Annotated in this window: 21 protein-coding genes; 9 read left to right on the forward strand and 12 right to left on the reverse strand. The window is 60.0% G+C overall.

The window, feature by feature from the left end:
* Complete coding sequence (locus tag HU730_RS12930) at positions 1-753, reverse strand: gluconate 2-dehydrogenase subunit 3 family protein (protein WP_034129218.1); 753 nt, start codon at positions 751-753, stop codon at positions 1-3.
* 275 nt (positions 754-1,028) lie between these two features.
* On the opposite strand from HU730_RS12930, the gene HU730_RS12935 reads away from it, so the two are divergent.
* Positions 1,029-1,679 carry a dual specificity protein phosphatase family protein gene (locus HU730_RS12935; protein WP_034129217.1) on the forward strand — a complete coding sequence of 217 codons (651 nt, stop codon included), beginning with the start codon at positions 1,029-1,031 and terminating at the stop codon, positions 1,677-1,679.
* Positions 1,680-1,784: 105 nt separating this feature from the next.
* Here the strand turns inward: HU730_RS12935 and HU730_RS12940 are convergent, their stop codons facing one another.
* Positions 1,785-2,060, reverse strand: a complete 276-nt coding sequence (locus tag HU730_RS12940; protein ID WP_020301415.1) for a YheV family putative zinc ribbon protein — start codon at positions 2,058-2,060, stop codon at positions 1,785-1,787.
* On the reverse strand, positions 2,057-4,108 hold the full coding sequence (gene prlC, locus HU730_RS12945) for an oligopeptidase A (protein WP_034129216.1): 2,052 nt from the start codon (positions 4,106-4,108) through the stop codon (positions 2,057-2,059). Before prlC ends, HU730_RS12940 begins: the two co-directional genes overlap by 4 nt.
* Positions 4,109-4,209: 101 nt before the next feature.
* Between prlC and HU730_RS12950 the strand changes: the two genes are divergently transcribed.
* Both HU730_RS12950 and HU730_RS12955 read left to right on the forward strand, forming a co-directional pair.
* Positions 4,210-4,752 carry a gamma carbonic anhydrase family protein gene (locus HU730_RS12950; RefSeq protein WP_034116625.1) on the forward strand — a complete coding sequence of 181 codons (543 nt, stop codon included), beginning with the start codon at positions 4,210-4,212 and terminating at the stop codon, positions 4,750-4,752.
* Entirely contained in the window at positions 4,749-5,408 is a 660-nt protein-coding gene (locus HU730_RS12955; protein ID WP_034129215.1) for an HAD family hydrolase, read from the forward strand. Before HU730_RS12950 ends, HU730_RS12955 begins: the two co-directional genes overlap by 4 nt.
* Before the next feature lie 95 nt (positions 5,409-5,503).
* Here the strand turns inward: HU730_RS12955 and HU730_RS12960 are convergent, their stop codons facing one another.
* Positions 5,504-6,547, reverse strand: coding sequence for an aminopeptidase (locus tag HU730_RS12960; protein WP_060763849.1), 1,044 nt, complete (start codon positions 6,545-6,547; stop codon positions 5,504-5,506).
* Between the two features lie 110 nt (positions 6,548-6,657).
* On the opposite strand from HU730_RS12960, the gene HU730_RS12965 reads away from it, so the two are divergent.
* Positions 6,658-7,080 carry a hypothetical protein gene (locus HU730_RS12965; RefSeq protein ID WP_034129213.1) on the forward strand — a complete coding sequence of 141 codons (423 nt, stop codon included), beginning with the start codon at positions 6,658-6,660 and terminating at the stop codon, positions 7,078-7,080.
* 1 nt (position 7,081) lies between these two features.
* Here the strand turns inward: HU730_RS12965 and HU730_RS12970 are convergent, their stop codons facing one another.
* Together HU730_RS12970 and HU730_RS12975 are read right to left on the reverse strand one after the other, a co-directional pair.
* Complete coding sequence (locus tag HU730_RS12970) at positions 7,082-7,321, reverse strand: DUF1161 domain-containing protein (RefSeq protein ID WP_003187312.1); 240 nt, start codon at positions 7,319-7,321, stop codon at positions 7,082-7,084.
* A 212-nt stretch (positions 7,322-7,533) separates the two neighbouring features.
* On the reverse strand, positions 7,534-7,965 hold the full coding sequence (locus HU730_RS12975) for an OsmC family protein (protein ID WP_034129212.1): 432 nt from the start codon (positions 7,963-7,965) through the stop codon (positions 7,534-7,536).
* Positions 7,966-8,182: 217 nt separating this feature from the next.
* On the opposite strand from HU730_RS12975, the gene HU730_RS12980 reads away from it, so the two are divergent.
* Entirely contained in the window at positions 8,183-9,184 is a 1,002-nt protein-coding gene (locus HU730_RS12980) for an LLM class flavin-dependent oxidoreductase (protein ID WP_060763850.1), read from the forward strand.
* A 137-nt stretch (positions 9,185-9,321) separates the two neighbouring features.
* On the opposite strand, the gene HU730_RS12985 is transcribed toward HU730_RS12980, so the two are convergent.
* The gene (locus HU730_RS12985) at positions 9,322-9,549 is read right to left on the reverse strand and encodes a DUF1161 domain-containing protein (RefSeq protein WP_034129210.1); all 228 of its coding nucleotides are present in this window, start codon (positions 9,547-9,549) and stop codon (positions 9,322-9,324) included.
* A gap of 116 nt (positions 9,550-9,665) precedes the next feature.
* Positions 9,666-9,881 (reverse strand): dodecin, encoded by a 216-nt coding sequence (locus HU730_RS12990; protein WP_005783406.1) that lies wholly within the window; start codon positions 9,879-9,881, stop codon positions 9,666-9,668.
* 157 nt (positions 9,882-10,038) lie between these two features.
* On the opposite strand from HU730_RS12990, the gene HU730_RS12995 reads away from it, so the two are divergent.
* The gene (locus tag HU730_RS12995; protein WP_003187304.1) at positions 10,039-10,365 is read left to right on the forward strand and encodes a DUF883 family protein; all 327 of its coding nucleotides are present in this window, start codon (positions 10,039-10,041) and stop codon (positions 10,363-10,365) included.
* An 8-nt stretch (positions 10,366-10,373) separates the two neighbouring features.
* Here the strand turns inward: HU730_RS12995 and HU730_RS13000 are convergent, their stop codons facing one another.
* Positions 10,374-11,270, reverse strand: a complete 897-nt coding sequence (locus HU730_RS13000) for a LysR family transcriptional regulator (RefSeq protein ID WP_186527011.1) — start codon at positions 11,268-11,270, stop codon at positions 10,374-10,376.
* A gap of 108 nt (positions 11,271-11,378) precedes the next feature.
* Between HU730_RS13000 and trpB the strand changes: the two genes are divergently transcribed.
* From trpB to HU730_RS13015, 3 genes are all read left to right on the forward strand, one after another.
* A complete protein-coding gene (gene trpB / locus HU730_RS13005) occupies positions 11,379-12,605 on the forward strand; it encodes a tryptophan synthase subunit beta (protein ID WP_186527012.1) in 1,227 nt (408 codons plus the stop codon).
* The gene (gene trpA, locus HU730_RS13010) at positions 12,605-13,414 is read left to right on the forward strand and encodes a tryptophan synthase subunit alpha (protein ID WP_186527013.1); all 810 of its coding nucleotides are present in this window, start codon (positions 12,605-12,607) and stop codon (positions 13,412-13,414) included. The genes trpB and trpA overlap by 1 nt, the downstream gene beginning before the upstream one ends.
* Before the next feature lie 187 nt (positions 13,415-13,601).
* Positions 13,602-15,260 (forward strand): BBE domain-containing protein, encoded by a 1,659-nt coding sequence (locus HU730_RS13015; protein ID WP_096143004.1) that lies wholly within the window; start codon positions 13,602-13,604, stop codon positions 15,258-15,260.
* 33 nt (positions 15,261-15,293) lie between these two features.
* Here HU730_RS13015 and HU730_RS13020 read toward each other — a convergent pair whose 3' ends face one another.
* The 3 genes from HU730_RS13020 to HU730_RS13030 form a co-directional block, all read right to left on the reverse strand.
* On the reverse strand, positions 15,294-16,598 hold the full coding sequence (locus HU730_RS13020) for an MFS transporter (protein ID WP_032894350.1): 1,305 nt from the start codon (positions 16,596-16,598) through the stop codon (positions 15,294-15,296).
* A 101-nt stretch (positions 16,599-16,699) separates the two neighbouring features.
* Complete coding sequence (gene dgoD / locus HU730_RS13025) at positions 16,700-17,848, reverse strand: galactonate dehydratase (protein ID WP_003187297.1); 1,149 nt, start codon at positions 17,846-17,848, stop codon at positions 16,700-16,702.
* A 48-nt stretch (positions 17,849-17,896) separates the two neighbouring features.
* On the reverse strand, positions 17,897-18,517 hold the full coding sequence (locus tag HU730_RS13030; protein ID WP_054898859.1) for a 2-dehydro-3-deoxy-6-phosphogalactonate aldolase: 621 nt from the start codon (positions 18,515-18,517) through the stop codon (positions 17,897-17,899).

Raw genomic sequence — 18,517 nt, forward strand, 5'->3', positions numbered from 1 at the left:
TTACGCCCTCTCGCCGCGAATGGAAACAGCCGGGAAGGGGTATTGCTCGTTGCGTTCCACCCAATCCATGAAATCGGCGCGGGCGCCGGGAAAGCCGATCATGGTCCAGCCGACCATGCCTTTATTACCGCCGTGGATAGGGTCGCAGAAGAAGCCTTCCTTGGTGTTTTGCAGCAAAAGGTTGAAGAACATCTTGGGCGGCACCGCGTCGAAGTGCGCAGCGACTTCACTGCCGCCAGCCTCCAGGCGTCGCAGCATATCGTCTCGGGTAGCGCTGTCTTGCGCAGCAAAAGCCTTACCGTTGAACGCTTTCGACCACGCATCCGTAGAAGCAATGCCGAGGCGATAGATCTCCTTGGGTACCAATTTACTTTGCCAGCCCATCTCCGGCGCCGCATCAGCGTTGAACGGGCCTTGCATGAACCACAGGGCGCCACTGGCGTAAGGGGTGTTCATCTGGCGGTCGATGTATTCCGGCGCGCCAGCTTCCAGGGCACCTGGGCCTTGGGCGTCAGCGGGAATCAAGCGCTCGACGGCGGCGTTGATAAACGCCCATTCCTCGGCCGTGAAATAACTTGGCTCGTAGGCTTTGTCGCTGACCGCGGGTTTGGCCGGCTCGGCCTGGGCCGGTTCCGGAGTGGCCATTAACATCGAACCGCCAAGGCCGGTGCTGGCAACCGTGACCACCGGGATCAAGGTCAAGGATTTGCGTAAAAAGTCACGCCGGGGGTTGTCTTGATCTTGATCAGACATAGGTACACCTCATCATGTGGTCACGGGTTTATCCGCCGCTTCTGGGAGCAGCGTGAAGGCTTTGCCGCTAATTGGATCCAAGCAGACACGGCACAATGGCAAACATTAGTTACAAATGATAGCAGGCTAAGAATTCAGAGGCGTCGATTCGGTGACAAAAACACCGGATCAGATCGCAAGCATCACGATTCTTTGACACGGACCTCACGCCGTATTGACCCGCTTTGAGTGAATCTGCGGCCCATCAGCCACTTCCTAGCTCGGTCACGACGTTCATGTTCAACACACGCTTACTCCTCGTTCTCGGCCTGGCGCTCATGAGCCTGTTCAGCACCGTACAAGCCGATGAGGCTGCGTCGATCCGCTCGCCGGAGTGGGCCCAGCCGGTGGGTAACCAATACAACCTGCACCAGATGACACCCACGCTCTATCGCAGCGCATTGCCGGATGGACATGCGCTGCCGTTATTGCAAAAACTCAAGATCGTTACGGTCATCAACTTCTTGCCAGAATCTGATACGCAGTGGCTCCAATCCTCTGATATCAAACAGGTGCAGTTGAGCTATCGAACCAACCACGTCGACGATGCCGACGTGCTGGCGGCAATCAGAGCGATTCAGGCAGCAGAGGCCGATGGCCCGGTGTTGATGCATTGCAAGCACGGCGCCGACCGCACCGGCCTGATGGCAGCGATGTATCGGGTGGTGGTTCAAGGGTGGAGCAAGGAGGACGCGCTGAACGAAATGACCTTGGGCGGCTTTGGCAGCAGCAATGGTTTCAAGGATGGCGTTCGCTACATGATGAAAGCCGATGTCGACAAGTTGCGCACAGCTTTGGCGAATGGGGATTGCAGCACCAGCGCCTTTGCGTTGTGCTCAATGAAAGGCTGGATCACCACAACGGGTAAGGAAGAAAAAAAATTGTAGGAGCGAGCTTGCTCGCGAAGGTTAACGATAACGCGCGTTTTCCTGGATAAACGCCGCGCTGTTGAGTTCTTCGCGAGCAAGCTCGCTCCTACAGTGAGTGCCGGCTTAGTCTTTTTTCAGCTTCGGGTTCGGGAAGAACTGCACTGCCTGCACCTTAGGATCGGCCGGCGCTTTCAACGCGGTGGTATTGACCCTAGTGCCCAATTCCTTGGGCACCGACAGGCCTTGATCATTCAGCGTATCGGTATACCCGCAGGCCACGCATTCGCGGTGCGGTACGCTATCTTCGGTCCACATCTTCAACTTGTCCGGCTCGCTGCACGCCGGGCAGACCGCCCCGGCGATAAATTGCTTTTTGGTAATCACAGGCCCTTCACTCATGCTGCCGCGTCCTCACTCAAGCCGCTGTGGCGCAAGAGTGCGTCAATCGACGGCGCGCGTCCGCGGAAATCGACGAACAGCACCATCGGCGCCTGGGAGCCGCCACGGGCCAGGATGGCTTCACGGAAGGCACGCCCGGTCTGGGCGTTGAGCACGCCGTCTTCCTCAAACTTGGAGAACGCGTCCGCCGACAGCACTTCCGCCCATTTGTAGCTGTAGTAACCCGCCGCATAACCGCCGGCGAAGATGTGAGCGAAGCTGTTGGGGAAGCGGTTGTAGGCCGGTGGGCGCATGACCGAGACTTCATCGCGCACGCCTTCAAGTACCTGGGCCACGCTGCGACCATCGCCATGGGTGGCGTGCAGTTCAAAGTCGAACAGCGAGAACTCCAGCTGACGCACCATCATCAGGCCGGACTGGAAATTTTTCGCCGCGAGCATTTTTTCCAGCAGGTCCTGGGGCAGGGGCTCGCCGGTTTCGTAGTGGCCGGAGATCAGCGCCAGGCCTTCAGGCTCCCAGCACCAGTTCTCCATGAATTGGCTCGGCAGTTCCACCGCGTCCCACGCCACACCGTTGATACCGGATACGCCGGCGTGCTCCACGCGGGTGAGCAGGTGATGCAGGCCGTGGCCGAATTCGTGGAACAGGGTGGTGACTTCATCGTGGGTCAGCAGGGCAGGCTTGCCACTGTCGGCCGGGGTGAAGTTGCACACCAGGTTGGCGACGGGGCTTTGCAGCACGCCATCAAGGGTACGGCGGCGGTCACGGGCACCATCCATCCAGGCACCGCCACGCTTGTTGGCGCGGGCATACAGGTCGAAGAAGAAGCGTCCGACGTGCTCGCCGTTCTCCTTGATCTCGAATAAGCGCACATCCGGGTGCCAGGTGTCGAAGCCTTTAAGCTCAGCGATCTCGATGCCGTACAGGCGCTGCACAATGGCAAACAGGCCGCCCAGCACTTTGTCGATGGGGAAGTAGGCGCGCAGCGCTTCCTGGGACACGCTGTAGCGCTGCTCACGCAGTTTTTCGCCGTAGAAACCGCTGTCCCAGCTCTGCAGATCAGCGCAGCCTTGCTCGGCGGCGTAGGCCTTGAGTTGCTGCAGGTCCTGGGCGGCGAACGGCTTGCTGCGCTTGGCCAGGTCGCGCAGGAAGCTCAGCACCTGGTCGCTGGATTCGGCCATCTTGGTGGCCAGGCTCAGCTCCGAGAACGACGCATAACCCAACAATTGGGCCAGTTCCTGACGCAGGTCGAGGATCTGCTCCATCACATGGCCGTTATCGTTCTGACCGGCATTCGGGCCCTGGTCCGACGCACGGGTGCAGTAGGCGGCATAAACCTCTTCACGCAGGGCGCGGTCCTGGGCGTAGGTCATGACGGCGTAGTAGCTGGGGAATTCCAACGTGATCAGCCAGCCGTCGAGGCCCTTGGCCTGGGCGGCGGCAGCCATTTGCGCCTTGGCCGAATCGGTCAGGCCGGCAAGTATCGCCTCATCAGTGACGTGCTTGGTCCAGGCCTGGGTGGCGTCCAGCAACTGGTTGGAGAATTTGCTGCCCAACTCGGACAGCTTGCTCTGCACCTCGGCGTAGCGTTTTTGCTGCTCCGGCGGCAAATCAATACCCGACAGGCGGAAGTCACGCAGGGAGTGTTCCAGAATGGTTTTTTGCGCCACATCGAAACCGGCAGCTTCCGGGCTGTTGGCCAGGGCTTCGAAGGCCTGGAACAGCTCACGGTTCTGGCCCATTTCGGTGGAGTAGGCGCTCAATGCCGGCAGGCACGCCTCGTAGGCTTCGCGCAGTTCGGCGCTGTTGCACACGGCATTGAGGTGGCTGACCGGGCTCCAGGCCGCGCCAAGGCGATCATTGAGTTCATCCATGGCCAGGACCAGGCCTGCCCACGTCGGATTTTTACCCTGGCTTTGCAGGATCTCTGCGATTGCCACGCGGTTGTCGGCGAGGATCTGTTCGATGGCCGGCTGCACGTGCTCGGCACGGATCGCCGAGAACGGCGGCAGGTCGTAGGACTGCAAAAGAGGGTTGTTCGCGCTCACGGTGGGCACCTTGGCTGAAGAAACATGTAGAACAAAGATGGGGCCATCTTAATTACAATCAACACCCACCGCAGCTATCAGCAGAAGAGAGAGAGGCTATCGTGACCCTTCGCACCTATCAGAACCACACGCCAACCCTCGGCGCCGGGGCGTTTGTCGATATTTCGGCGGTGGTGATCGGCGATGTCGAAATCGGCACTGACAGCTCGGTTTGGCCGCTGACAGTGATCCGTGGCGACATGCATCGCATCCGCATCGGTGCGCGCACCAGCGTGCAAGACGGCTGCGTGCTGCACATTACCCATGCGGGGCCGTTCAATCCTGAGGGTTTCCCGTTGCTGATCGGCGACGATGTGACCATCGCCCACAAAGTCATGCTGCATGGCTGCACCGTGGGTAACCGCATCCTGATCGGCATGGGCAGTATCGTGATGGATGGCGCCGTGGTCGAAGACGACGTGATCATCGGCGCCGGCAGCCTGGTGCCGCCAGGCAAGAAACTCGACAGTGGTTTTTTGTATGTGGGCAGCCCGGTCAAACAGGTTCGCGCATTGACTGACAAAGAACGCGCCTTTTTCACCTACAGCGCTGCGAACTACGTGAAGCTCAAAGACCTGCACCTGGCTGAAGGATTCGATCAATGACCCTGCATCACCCCACCGTCCTGTTCGACCTGGACGGCACCCTCACCGACCCACGCGAGGGCATTACCCGTTCGATCCAGTACGCCTTGGCCAAACTGGGCATTGATGAGCCCGACCTGACCAAACTCGAACACTTCATCGGCCCGCCCTTGCTGCAGGCGTTCATGCAGTTTTACGCCTTCGACGAGGCCAAGGCATGGGAGGCGGTGAATTTCTACCGTGAGCGCTTCAAGGTCACCGGCCTGTACGAAAACCGCGTGTTCGACGGCGTCATGCCGTTATTGGAAGAGTTGAACAGCCAAGGGCGTCAGCTGTACGTAGCCACCTCCAAACCGTGGGAATTTGCCCGCGAGATTGCGCGGCATTTCGACTTTGCCAAGTACTTCAAGGTGATCTACGGCAGCGAACTGGACGGCACGCGTACCAACAAGGTCGAGTTGATCGCGCATTTGATGCGTGAGGAACGGCTGGACCCGGCCACCACCTTGATGATCGGTGATCGCAAGCATGACCTGATCGGCGCACGCAGTAATGGGCTGGATTCGGCCGCCGTGGGGTATGGGTTTGGTAGTTTTGAAGAGCTGAGTGCCGAGGCACCGACCTGGCATTTCGAGACGTTGGACCAGATGCATCAGGCGTTTTTGCAGCGTCCTTGAGACCGCTTTCGCAGGCAAGCCAGCTCCCACAGTTGACCGATTTTCAACATGAGGATGCGGTCAACTGTGGGAGCTGGCTTGCCTGCGATAAGGCCCTAACGACCAACCGTCTCCAACTGCCTCAACGCCGCTTTACGCTGCTCCACCGGCAACCCGCCCAACCGCTCCACCGCCGCATAAAACCTCACCCAATCCCCGCCTTCCCGCGCAAACAACGCCGCAAACGCCGGCACCCATTGGTCATACAACCCAAACGGCAAAAGCCGCGCGTTATTCATCGGCTGGTTAATCCAGGCGTCATAACGCTTGTCACCACCCCATTGGCTATCACGCAGGTGCCGGTATTCACTACGCAACTGCTCGAATTGCGCCGCTTTGGCACGGCGCATCGCGTCCGCTGCCAACGGCTGCGCGTACAACGCCTCCAGGCGTCTACGGGTATCGAGAATCAGCCGGATAAATTGATCGCGTTGCTTCAACGCCGCATCGCCGACAGGCGCCAGGCCCCGCGCCGCACGCCATTGGCGCGTGCCCTCCTGCTCGACAAAACTGGCATAGGACTCGTTGAACTCGGTGTCATCCTTCACGTAGAAGCGCTGGTGGGCCAGCTCATGGAAAATCAGCGTGGCAAGGCGCTCATCGCCCCAGCTCATCATCGAGCTCATGATCGGGTCGTTGAACCAGCCCAGGGTGGAGTAGGCCTCCACGCCGCCGATCGACACATCCATGCCCTGTTGCCGCAACAGCGCCGCCTCGCCCCGGGCCGCACCTTGGTTGTAGTAGCCGCGATAGGCGACGCAACCGGCGATGGGAAAGCAATGGTTCTGGGGTGACAGAGAAAATTCCTGCGTGGCGAAGACATTCCAGACCACATAGGGTCGGCCAATATCGGCATAAAGCCGGTAACTTTGATTGTCCGGCAGATGCAGGTGTTCACTGGCGAAGGTTCGAGCTTTCTGCGATTGAGCCAGATGCTCACGCAGCAGTGGCGGGCGAGCAGGGTCGGCGATGACCTCGGCAACCGGCTCCCGGGCCCGCAACAGGTGCCACTGGCCACTCGCCAACTGGCTGTAATAACTGACACTGGAACAGCCGCTGAGCAGCAAAACCATCAGTCCTGGAAGAAAACGCCTGATCATGCACTGACTGCTCCTGGGTGATGGGTTCGCCAGACTATCGCGCTTGCCGGGGATTTTTCCACGGCGTGGCGTGTTTATACTCAAGCCTCTTCTCGTGTTGAGTACCTGCCATGCGCCAGCTCTTGCTTCCCGTCGCCGCTGTATTCCTCAGCGCTTGCGCCTCGACCCCCATCCCCCCCGTGGACCCGCAGCAGGCCTGGGTCGATTTCACCACGCCCACCCCGGGTTCCAAGTTGGTAATGGCTCAGCGCCTGGACGGGAAAAACCTCGACGACGGGCGCTTTTTTCAAATGCCTCCCGGCCCTCACGAGCTGATGGTGCGCTTTGACTTTGAAGTGCCCGCTGGCGGCGGCCTGGGTGGCCTCAGCCAGATGATGTATCGCACCTGCTTCATGACGCTGCAGTACAACAACTTTCAGGCCGGCCAGCGCTATGTGTTGGAAGGGCGCTCACTGGCGTTCACGCCCAACATCCGGCTGTACGACTCAACCCGCCAACTATTGGCCGAAGAGCGCAGCGTGAACTGCATCTGAGTCAGTCGTTGTTCTTTTGATAGATGATGCGCTTGGTGCCGTTTTCGCATGAGCCGACAATCATGGCTTCGTCATGGTTCTTGGCTTCTTCGGCGGTGATGATTTCCAGGGTGTAGGACGGAATCGCCTTGGCCTGGATCTTCACTTCGATTTCTTTCCTGAGCTCTTCACAATCTTTTGGCGCGGCCACGGCCGAAGTGGCCAATACACCGCAGATGATTGCCAAGGCAAAACGTTTCATGTGTGGAGCTCCCTGAATGCGCTGCGCACGAGTGTGCGCCTAGGCTGCATGGGCTATTCGACCACATTTTACAAACACGAGTTCTGATTTTACGCAGGACTAAAAATGTGGGAGCGGGCTCGCTCGCGAATACGGAGTATCAGTCACCGAAGATATCGGCTGATCCACCGCATTCGCGAGCAAGCCCGCTCCCACATAAGATGCCTGCTGTGTCAGTTGACCAGCGTGGCATCCAAGGTGATGGTTGCATTCAGTACCTTGGAGACCGGGCACCCTTCCTTGGCTTTTTTGCTCAGTTCATCGAACTGTGCCTGGCTCGCGCCTGGGATTTTGGCCTTCAGGATCAGGTGCACTGCTGTAATCGCAAAGCCGCCCTCGACCTGGTCCAGAGTCACTTCGGCCTGGGTGTCGATGCTTTCAGCCTTGAGCCCGGCGTCGCCGAGAATCATGGAAAACGCCATGGAGAAACAGCCGGCGTGAGCCGCGCCGATCAATTCTTCAGGGTTGGTACCCTTGCCGCCCTCGAAGCGGGCCTTGAAGCCGTAGGGCGCTTCGCGCAGCACGCCGGTTTCGGTGGAAATGGAGCCCAGGCCAGTCTTCAGGTCGCCTTCCCAATGCGCGGATGCCTTTTTAACGATACTCATAGCTTTCTCCTCGAACGGTGGTTTTGCGTCGGTAAGGGTTCTGAGGATAGACGTCAAAACAAAGTTCATTCGTAAGAGAAACCTAGCAATCTAGTAGGAAATTTCAGAGCTACCTATTGAATCTCGGGTATATGCCCTCATTGCATAGAGCATGCACATGAAGCGGCAGGTTTTGGTTCGTCTAGAAAGCCTGCGCCCCCATTGGAGAAGCAGGCTTATGAAATCGCTGTCCGACGTAAAGTTCTCGACCCTCGACCTGGTGCCCGTACGCGCCAACGGCAGCCCGGCGCAGTCGCTGCGCAATTCCCTGGACCTGGCCCAGCATGTGGAGAAGTTCGGCTACCACCGTTTCTGGGTAGCTGAGCACCACAATATGGACGGCATCGCCAGTTCGGCCACCTCGGTACTGCTCGGTTACCTGGCAGGCGGCACCTCGACCATTCGCGTGGGGTCTGGCGGGGTGATGTTGCCAAACCACGCGCCACTGGTGATCGCCGAGCAGTTCGGTACGCTGGAAAGCCTCTACCCCGGTCGTATTGACCTGGGCCTGGGGCGCGCGCCCGGTTCCGACCAGATGACCGCCCGCGCCCTGCGCCGTGAACGCTCCGGCAGTGCCGATGACTTCCCCGAAGATGTGGCCGAGCTGATGGCCTACCTCGGCCCGCGTATGCCCGACCAACGGGTTATCGCGGTACCGGGCACCGGCACCAATGTGCCGGTGTGGCTGCTGGGTTCAAGCCTGTTCAGCGCACAATTGGCCGGTGAGCGTGGCTTGCCTTACGCCTTCGCCTCCCATTTCGCACCGCGCTTGATGCATGAGGCAATTCGCGTGTATCGCAATCACTTCAAGCCTTCGGCGGTGCTGGACAAGCCCTACGTGATGCTCGGCATTCCGCTGGTGGCGGCCGACACCGATGAGCAGGCCGATTACCTGGCCACCTCGGTGTACCAGCGTATTCTCGCGTTGATGCGCGGCCAGAGCCTGGTGCAGCGCCCTCCAGTAAAAACCATGGACGGCCTGTGGTTGCCCCATGAAAAAGATGCGGTCGGTAGCTTCCTCGGCTTGGCCATGGTGGGCAGCCCGGCGAAGATTCGCGGCAAGTTGGAGGTGTTGATCGAGCAGACCGGTGCTGATGAGCTGATTTTTACCAGTGACCTGTATGAGCACGCAGACCGGATTCATTCCTACGAGCTGCTTGCACAAGTAATGAAGGGCTGAATGGTCAATCGATATACCTGTGGCGAGGGAGCTTGCTCCCGCTGGAGTGCGCAGCGCTCCCATTTTTTTGGGGCCGCTACGCAGCCCAGCGGGAGCAAGCTCCCTCGCCACAGGTGCGTCGCTTATACAGCACGGGGTTAGCCGCGCTTGTAGGCAATTTCCTTGGTGCCACCTTCGCAGGTGCCAACTACTTTCTGGTCACTTGGCGTAGCACCTTTGTCCACCACTTCCAGCGAATACCCCGAAGCGCCGTTGGCGTCGATTTTCGCTGCGATTTCGCTTTTCAGCTCTTCACAAGGCTTGCCCGCCGCCATAGCGGTACCCGCAATGCTCAACAACCCTACCGCTAACAGAAACTTCTTCATCCGTTACTTTCCTTGCGCTGATCAAAAAGAGCGTGCCGACGCTCATCGCGTCGGCACCCGTTGTTTGTAGCGCAGGTTATGGCAATCGGCCAGCGGGCAAAGTTCAACTCTGCCGATCAACTACTGGCAATGCGGAATCCCACTTTGAGCGTGACCTGGAAGTGCGCAGCCTTGCCATCTTTGATGTGACCACGGGTTTCGGTCACCTCAAACCACTCCAGATGCTTGATGCTTTTGTTGGCTTCAGCCAGGGCATTGTTGATCGCGTCTTCGATGCTGGTGGTGGAAGAGCCTACCAGTTCGACTTTCTTGTACGTGTGATGATCACTCATGGCGTTTCTCCTTTAGGTCGTCAATCAAGACTAGCAGCGAATGTGCGTACTGCTTCAGGCGACCGTTGGGAGGCGAAAGTTCAGAATTACTGCACTTTCTGAAACCGGCGCAGTCGGTATCTACACACGCCACTCAATCACTTCAGGAGATGTCCACATGGCCAACACTTCTTTACGCAAAGCGTCGCTGGAAAGCATGGAAGCCGAGATTTCGAGCCTGCTCAAATCGCTGGAGAGCCTCAAGGACGACGCGTCCGATGAGTCGCGCAAAACGCTGAAGGCCTTGAAAAGCAATGCCGAGAACGCCCTCAAGCACTCTCGCCACCTGATCAGCGACGCCTACGAAGAAAGCAAAGTCAAAATCCGCGAAACCAGCGCTGCCACCCGTGACTACGCACAAGAGCACCCCTGGACGACCGCCGGTGTCGCCGTTGGCGCGCTGGGCCTGCTGGCGGCTTATCTGCTGTGCAAACGCGGTGACTGATTGACCGGTTACATCGGTTGACGCAACAGCTCAGCCTTGAGCCATTGCGCCAACTGCCCGGCGCGCCCGTCTGCGGCGCGCTTGGGTAGCCACAACGCCAGGTGCGCCGGGGTTTCACTGAACCCCCAAGGCGCCACCAGGCGACCCGCTCGCAGGTCCTCTGCCACCAGCGGTTCTGGCGCAATTGCCACTCCCAAGCCGGCAACCGCCGCTTCCAGCAGATAATACAAATGCTCAAACCCCTGGCCGAGTTTCAGCGCGCCGGGCTCTAGGCCGTGTTGCCGTGCCCAACTGGGCCAGGCTTGCGGACGTGAGGTGGTGTGAAGCAAGGGTTGCTCCAGCAGATCCGACGCTGGGGCCTGACGCAGTTGTTCAAAACCGGCGAAGCGGGGGCTCAAGACCGGGCCGATGCGCTCGCTGGCCAGCTCATACACCTGCATATCCGCCGGCCACGGCGGCTCAGCGAATACCAGCAAGGCATCCAGCCCCGGGCGGCGCGGGTCCAGATCGCCTTCGCCTGCCGACAGGTGCAAGCGTAAATCCGGCAAGTCAACATTCAACCGCCCCAGCCGAGGGATAAACCAACGCGCCAGCAAGCTGCCTGAACAACCAAGAACGAAGGGCGCGTCAGCGCCGCGTTGGGTGAGTTCGGCGCACACGTCGCGCAACCGCTCTAAAGCCTCGCTGCTGGCATCTCGTAGCCTGACGCCGGCATCTGTGAGTTTAAGGCCGCGCCCATCCTTGATGAATAGGCTCACGCCCAAGTGCTCCTCCAGCACTTTCAACTGGCGGCTGACCGCACCATGGGTCACGTGCAATAGCTCCGCAGCCTGGCTGACGCTGTTAAGGCGAGCGGTGGCTTCAAAAGCGCGCAGGGCGTTGAGGGGAGGAAGGTCGCGGCTCATCTGTGAGTTTTCCTGACAGGTTGCGGCGATCTTATCGGTTTTCAGGCCAGAGCGTCACGAGTAGAGTGACCGTCATTGCCTTTAAACACATTTTTCCTGGAGCGTCCCATGACTCAGTACCAGACCGATCTACGCAACGGCCCTGACGCCAACGGCCTGTTTGGTGCGTTCGGCGGCCGCTACGTCGCTGAAACCCTGATGCCGTTGATTCTCGACCTGGCCCGTGAATACGAAGCGGCGAAGGTAGATCCGGCGTTTAACGAAGAATTGGCCTACTTTCAGCGCGATTATGTCGGGCGCCCAAGCCCGCTGTATTTTGCCGAACGCCTGACCGAGTTCTGCGGCGGCGCCAAAATCTACCTCAAGCGCGAAGAGCTCAACCACACCGGCGCGCACAAGATCAACAACTGCATCGGCCAGATCCTGCTGGCCCGGCGCATGGGCAAGAAACGCATCATCGCCGAGACCGGCGCCGGCATGCACGGCGTGGCCACCGCAACCGTGGCGGCGCGCTTTGGCCTGCAATGCGTGATCTACATGGGCACCACCGACATCGAGCGCCAGCAGGCCAACGTGTTCCGCATGAAGCTGCTGGGCGCCGAGGTCATCCCCGTGGTCGCCGGCACCGGCACCCTCAAAGACGCCATGAACGAAGCCCTGCGTGACTGGGTAACCAATGTCGACAGCACCTTCTACCTGATCGGTACCGTGGCCGGGCCACACCCATACCCGGCGATGGTGCGCGATTTCCAGGCCGTGATCGGCAAGGAGACCCGCACCCAGCTGCAAGCCCAGGAAGGCCGCCTGCCGGACAGCCTGGTAGCGTGCATCGGCGGCGGTTCCAACGCCATGGGCCTGTTCCACCCATTCCTGGATGACACCAGCGTCGAAATCATCGGTGTTGAAGCCGCAGGCCATGGCATCGAAACCGGCAAGCACGCTGCCAGCCTCAACGGCGGCGTACCGGGCGTGCTGCACGGCAACCGCACCTTCCTGCTGCAGGACGACGACGGCCAGATCATTGACGCCCACTCGATTTCCGCAGGCCTGGACTACCCCGGCATCGGCCCGGAACACGCCTGGTTGCATGACATCGGCCGCGTCCAGTACACCTCGGTGACTGACGACGAAGCCCTGCAAGCCTTCCACAAATGCTGCCGCCTGGAAGGGATCATTCCGGCACTGGAAAGCGCCCACGCCCTGGCTGAAGTATTCAAGCGCGCGCCAAACTTGCCCAAGGATCACCTGATGGTGGTCAACCTCTCGGGTCGTGGCGACAAAGACATGCAGACCGTGATGCACCATATGGAACAGTCCAAGCAGGAGAAACACTGATGAGCCGCCTGCAAACCCGCTTTGCGCAACTCAAGGAACAAAATCGCGCCGCCCTGGTGACCTTCGTCACCGCTGGCGACCCCGGCTATGACACCTCGCTGGCGATCCTCAAGGGCTTGCCGGCCGCCGGCGCCGATGTGATCGAGCTGGGCATGCCCTTCACCGACCCGATGGCCGATGGCCCGGCCATCCAGCTGGCCAATATCCGCGCACTGGCCGCCAAGCAGAACCTGTTGAAAACCCTGCAGATGGTTCGCGAGTTCCGCCAGGACAACGACGACACGCCGCTGGTGTTGATGGGCTATTTCAACCCGATCCACAAATACGGCGTGTCGCAGTTCATTGCCGATGCCAAGGCAGCTGGCGTCGACGGCCTGATCGTGGTGGACATGCCCCCCGAGCATAACGGCGAGCTGTGCGACCCGGCCCAGGCCGCAGGTATCGACTTTATCCGCCTGACCACGCCGACTACCGATGACGTGCGCCTGCCTACTGTGCTCAATGGCAGCTCCGGGTTTGTGTATTACGTGTCGGTCGCCGGTGTCACCGGGGCGGGTGCCGCCACCCTGGAACACGTCGAAGAAGCCTTGGCCCGTCTGCGCCGCCATACCGACCTGCCGATCAGCATCGGCTTTGGTATCCGCACACCCGACCAGGCAGCGGCCATCGCACGCTTGGCGGACGGGGTGGTAGTGGGTTCGGCGCTGATCGATCACATCGCCACGGCCAAGAACGACCAGCAAGCCATTGATGGCGTGCTGACCCTGTGCGCAGCGCTGTCGGAAGGTGTGCGCAACGCACGCAAGTAAGTTGCACGGCGCAACGACCGCAGCTTATACGCTAGGCTTCAAAGGAGGTGGGCATGTCGCCCACCTCCTTTTTTAATGCACTTCGTGCCCTTTGCCGTCTAACCACCTTCGCAAGCCCCGCAGTCCTTGCCCCTCGGTCGTTAAGTTAGCCGCATCAGAAGTCATTCTTGGCTCTTAGGAGTACATCATGGCATTTGATCTCGTCACCGTTTCAGACCGTCGTCACTCAACCCTGCAAAAGGGTTTCAATCTACGCTGGCCCTTGGGCAATGTGCAGGGCCAGTCTTCGCCCAATGGCGCCAACCTGATTTACCTTTGCCGCAGCCCGCAAGACATCATGGACGCCGCCGCCCAGGCACTGGCCCTGCCCAATGGACGCATCACCGTACGCAGCGGCGGTCATTGCTACGAAGGGTTTGTCGCCAACAAGATGCCCGACAGCCCGAATGAGGTGCTGTCGATCCTGGATATCAGCGCGCTGAACCGAGTGATCTACGATGCCAACGGCCAGATCGGTTCCGAGCTGAACCCCACGCAGCCCTTTCGCTACCGCTTTCGCCTGGAGGCCGGCGGCCAGAACTGGGACACCTATGGCGCTTTGTACAAGCTGGCCAACAAAACCTTGCCCGGCGGCTCATGCTATAGCGTGGGCCTGGGCGGACACATTTGCGGTGGCGGCTATGGGCTGCTGTCTCGCAAGTATGGACTGGTGTGTGACTGGCTCAGCGGGGTCGATATCCTGGTGCCTGACAGCCAAGGCAAAGGGCTAGAACCGCGCCATGTCAGCAGGGACAGCACCCAACAGGACGAATTGGACCTGTTCGCCGCGTGCTGCGGTGCGGGGGGTGGTCAATTCGGCATTATCACCAGCTATTACTTCAAGGACCTGCCACCGGCCCCCAAAGAAGTACTGTGGCTGGTGTTGGAATGGGATTGGTCAGCACTGACTCAGGATGCACTTAACAACCTGCTGGTGGCTTACCAGCGATGGTTCGCCAGTCATCAGAGCAACCCGGACACCTGGGGCCTGGCGACCAAACTGGAAATGCGCCACGAGCACACAGGCAATATCACCTTGGGCATCCATTATGTGGACAAGGAGGGTGAGCTGAACGACCGTGCGCCCTTCGATGATTTTGTCGACAAGATGCTCACGGCCATCGGCTTACCTGCCACCGAGTCGCTGGTGCCGTTTCATGTGGTCCATTTGCCGCCCGGCACAGCCGGCGGGCGCCTCATCGACTCAGTCTCATCCGCCCAGGCTGCGGCGCGGCGCCTGGACTGGCTGGTGTGCCAGCAAACATTGAATGGTTCGGGAGACAATCAGCGTGGGCGCTATAAATCGGCCTATCAGAAAGGTGAGTTCAGCCCCCAAGTGTTACAGGCCATCTGGACTACCCTGACCTGGCCGGACCCTGACAACCACCTGACACAAAGCCTGATCCAGATTCAGTCCTTCGGCGGCCAGATCAACGCCGCCAGCGCGCCCGTGCGCAAGGAGTCGTCGGCCGCCCAGCGTTCGTCCTTCCTCAAGTGGCAACCCCAGTGTTACTGGCACGACGACAGCGCGGCCGCGGATCAAGCCCATGCCGACTGGATCCGAGGGCTGTACGTCAATGCGTTTGCCGATGCGCAAGGCGTACCGCTCAACAATGCGTTCGAAGGCTGCTACATCAATTACCCCGACCTCGACATGACCTACACAGGCGGTAATCCGGCCAACGGCAAAAACCCCCAGTGGTACAAAATCTTCTTTCCCGATCTGATGATCGAAAGCCGCTTGCGCCGTACCAAGCAGCGCTGGGACCCGCACAATATATTTCGCAACGAGATGTCGGTGCCGTAGAACGAAAAAAGGGCGACCCGAAGGTCGCCCTTTTTACAGCTCGATCCGCTCGACTTTGCCGACCAGCAATATGTAGGAAAGCGCGCCGAGCAGCGCCAGGACCGCAATGTAGGTAATGGCCGGCGCAAATGACGAGCCACTGGCCAGAAAGCCAATCACGATAGGCGTGGCAATTGCCGCCAGGTTGCCGATGAAGTTGAACACCCCGCCGGTCAGCCCCAACAGACGGGCAGGCGCCAAGGTCGACACCAGCGACCAGGTGATCGACGCCAGGCCATTGCCGAAAAACGCCACCGCCAGAAACGCGATGACCCACCCCGTCGAGTCCACATAGTTGGCCCCGATGATCGCCGTGGAAATCAGCAGCCCACTGATGATCGGCAACTTGCGCGCAAAGCCCACCGATGCCCCACGGCGAATCAGCCAATCGGAAAACACCCCCGAACACAGCACGCCCACAAACGCGGCCAGGAACGGCAAGGAGGCCAGCAAGCCAGACTGGATAAAGTCCATGCCGCGATATTTCACCAGGTACGTCGGGAACCAGGTCAGGAAGAACCACAGCGTGGAGTTCAGGCAAAACTGGCCCAGGTAGATGCCCCACAGCTTGCGTTTGCTCAGCACGATGCCGAGGTCGGTCCAGCTGAAGGGTGCCTTGACGGTTTTAGCCTGCATGTCCACCAGCCCGCCACCGTCGCGGATCAGTTGGATTTCGGCTTCGTTGGCGCCTTTGAAATCTTTGGGCTCGCGGTACACCGCGTACCAGATCGCGGCCCACAGGATGCCGACGCCCCCGGTCACCACAAACACCATGTGCCAGCCGTACTGGTGCTGCAGCCACGCCAGTACCGGAGTGAGGAACGCCAGGCCGACGAATTGCCCGGAGGTATAGACGCCGATAGCCGTGGCGCGCTCGCGCTCGGGAAACCAGGTGGTGACCACACGGCTGTTGATGGGATAGGCCGGCGCCTCCAACGCGCCCACGGCCATGCGCAGCACGAACAGCGCGATAAAGCTGGCGGCGAAACCGAGCATCACGGTGGCAATCGACCACAGCAGCAGGGCGGCCGTGTAGAGAATGCGCGGCGGCACCCGGTCTACCAGCCAGCCACCCGGGATTTGCATGGCGGCGTAGGTCCAACCGAAGGCAGAGAAAATCAGCCCGACTTGCACCGGGTCGATCCCCAGCTCGCTGGTCAGCGCGGGCGCGGCAATCGACAGGTTGCTACGGTCGAGGTAGTTGATGACCACGGTGATGAACAGCAGCACCATGATGAAAAAGCGCTTTCTGCTAGGCGTGACTAAAGAAGCCTGCCCGGTGAGGGATTCAGGGTGCATGGGGGTGCCTCTTTTTATATTTGTTGAGGAAGGAACGCGCTCAATGTGGGAGCTGGCTTGCCTGCTCCCACATTTTTTAGCGCGTTTCAATCAGGTGGAAATCACCACTCGGCAAAACTGCCATCGGCATGGCGCCAGATCGGATTGCGCCAGCGATGGCCGATGGCCGCGCGCTCAACCACATACTCCTCGTTGATCTCAATGCCCAGTCCTGGGCCGTTGGGGATCTTCACAAAGCCCTGGTCATAGTCGAATACGCCTGGATCACGCACATAGTCGAGCAGATCGTTGCTTTCGTTGTAATGAATACCCAGGCTCTGCTCCTGGATAAACGCGTTGTAGCAAACCGCATCCAGCTGCAGGCATGCCGCCAAGGCAATCGGGCCCAGCGGACAGTGCAGGGCCAGGGCCACGTCGTAGGCTTCGGCCATGTTGGCGATCTTGCGGGTTTCGGTGATACCACCTGCGTGGGAGGCGTCCGGCTGGATGATGTCGACGTAGCCTTCGCTGAGCACCCGCTTGAAATCCCAGCGCGAGAACAGGCGCTCACCCAAGGCGATCGGCGTACTGGTCAGCGGGGCCAGTTCTTTCAGCGCTTCGTAGTTTTCGCTGAGCACCGGCTCTTCAATGAACATCAGTTTGTACGGGTCGAGCTCTTTCATCAGCACCTTGGCCATCGGCTTGTGCACGCGGCCATGGAAGTCGACGCCAATACCCACGTTAGGGCCGACCGCATCGCGCACAGCAGCGACGTTGGCCAGGGCCAGGTCGACTTTTTCGAAGCTGTCGACAAACTGCAATTCTTCGGTGCCATTCATTTTCACGGCTGTGAAGCCACGGGCCACCGCCTCTTTGGCGGCACGGGCAGTATCGGCGGGGCGGTCACCGCCGATCCATGAGTACACACGGATCTTGTCACGCACCTGGCCGCCCAGCAGATCGCTGACCGATACACCGAGGGCCTTGCCCTTGATGTCCCACAACGCCTGGTCGATGCCGGCGAGGGCGCTCATATGCACCGCGCCGCCTCGGTAGAAGCCGCCGCGATAGAGCACGGTCCAGATATCTTCGATATTGCGAGGGTCTTTGCCGATCAGGTAGTCGGACAGTTCTTCGACGGCGGCGGCCACCGTGTGAGCGCGGCCCTCGACCACAGGCTCACCCCAGCCGGTCACACCCTGGTCGGTTTCGACCTTGAGGAAGCACCAGCGCGGCGGAACGATAAAGGTCGTCAGTTTGGTGATTTTCATCTCTTGTCTCTCTTATAGATGCAGCGCCTGTGGGCGCGGAATATGCTCTCAGCTCAGGGCTTTCCAGGCGGCAACATAAGCCTGGGCACGGCTCGCAACCTGATCCACTGTCATGCCCGGCTTGAACAGCCCGGAACCCAATCCGAAGCCCTTGGCGCCGGCGTCGGTAAACACCTGCATGTTGTCCGGGGTAATGCCGCCCACCGGCAGCAGCAACGTGCCCGCCGGCAATACCGCCAGCCATGCCTTGATCACTGAAGGGCCCATCTGCTCGGCCGGAAACAGCTTCAACACATCGGCGCCTTCGGCCAGTGCGGCAAAGGCTTCGGTAGGCGTGGCTACCCCAGGCGACAAGTACAGGCCCGCCGCTTTGGCGGCACGCAGCACCTTGGCATCGCTGTGGGGCATGACGATCACCTGGCCTCCGGCCGCCTTGACCTGTTCGACCTGCTCAGGCGTCAACACCGTGCCGGCACCGATCAGGCAATCGGCGGGCAAGCTGTCGCGCAGGGTGCGAATGCTGGCGTAAGGGTCTGGCGAGTTGAGCGGCACTTCGATCACGCGAAAACCCGCGTCGTACAGCACCTGGCCGACCGCCTGGGCTTCGTCGGGGCGTAGGCCGCGCAGGATGGCGATCAAACCGTTTTGTGCGAGTGCTTGCTTGAGCAT

The organism is Pseudomonas sp. SWRI22 (genome assembly GCF_014268395.2).
In the GTDB taxonomy this organism is placed as follows: domain Bacteria; phylum Pseudomonadota; class Gammaproteobacteria; order Pseudomonadales; family Pseudomonadaceae; genus Aquipseudomonas; species Aquipseudomonas paracarnis.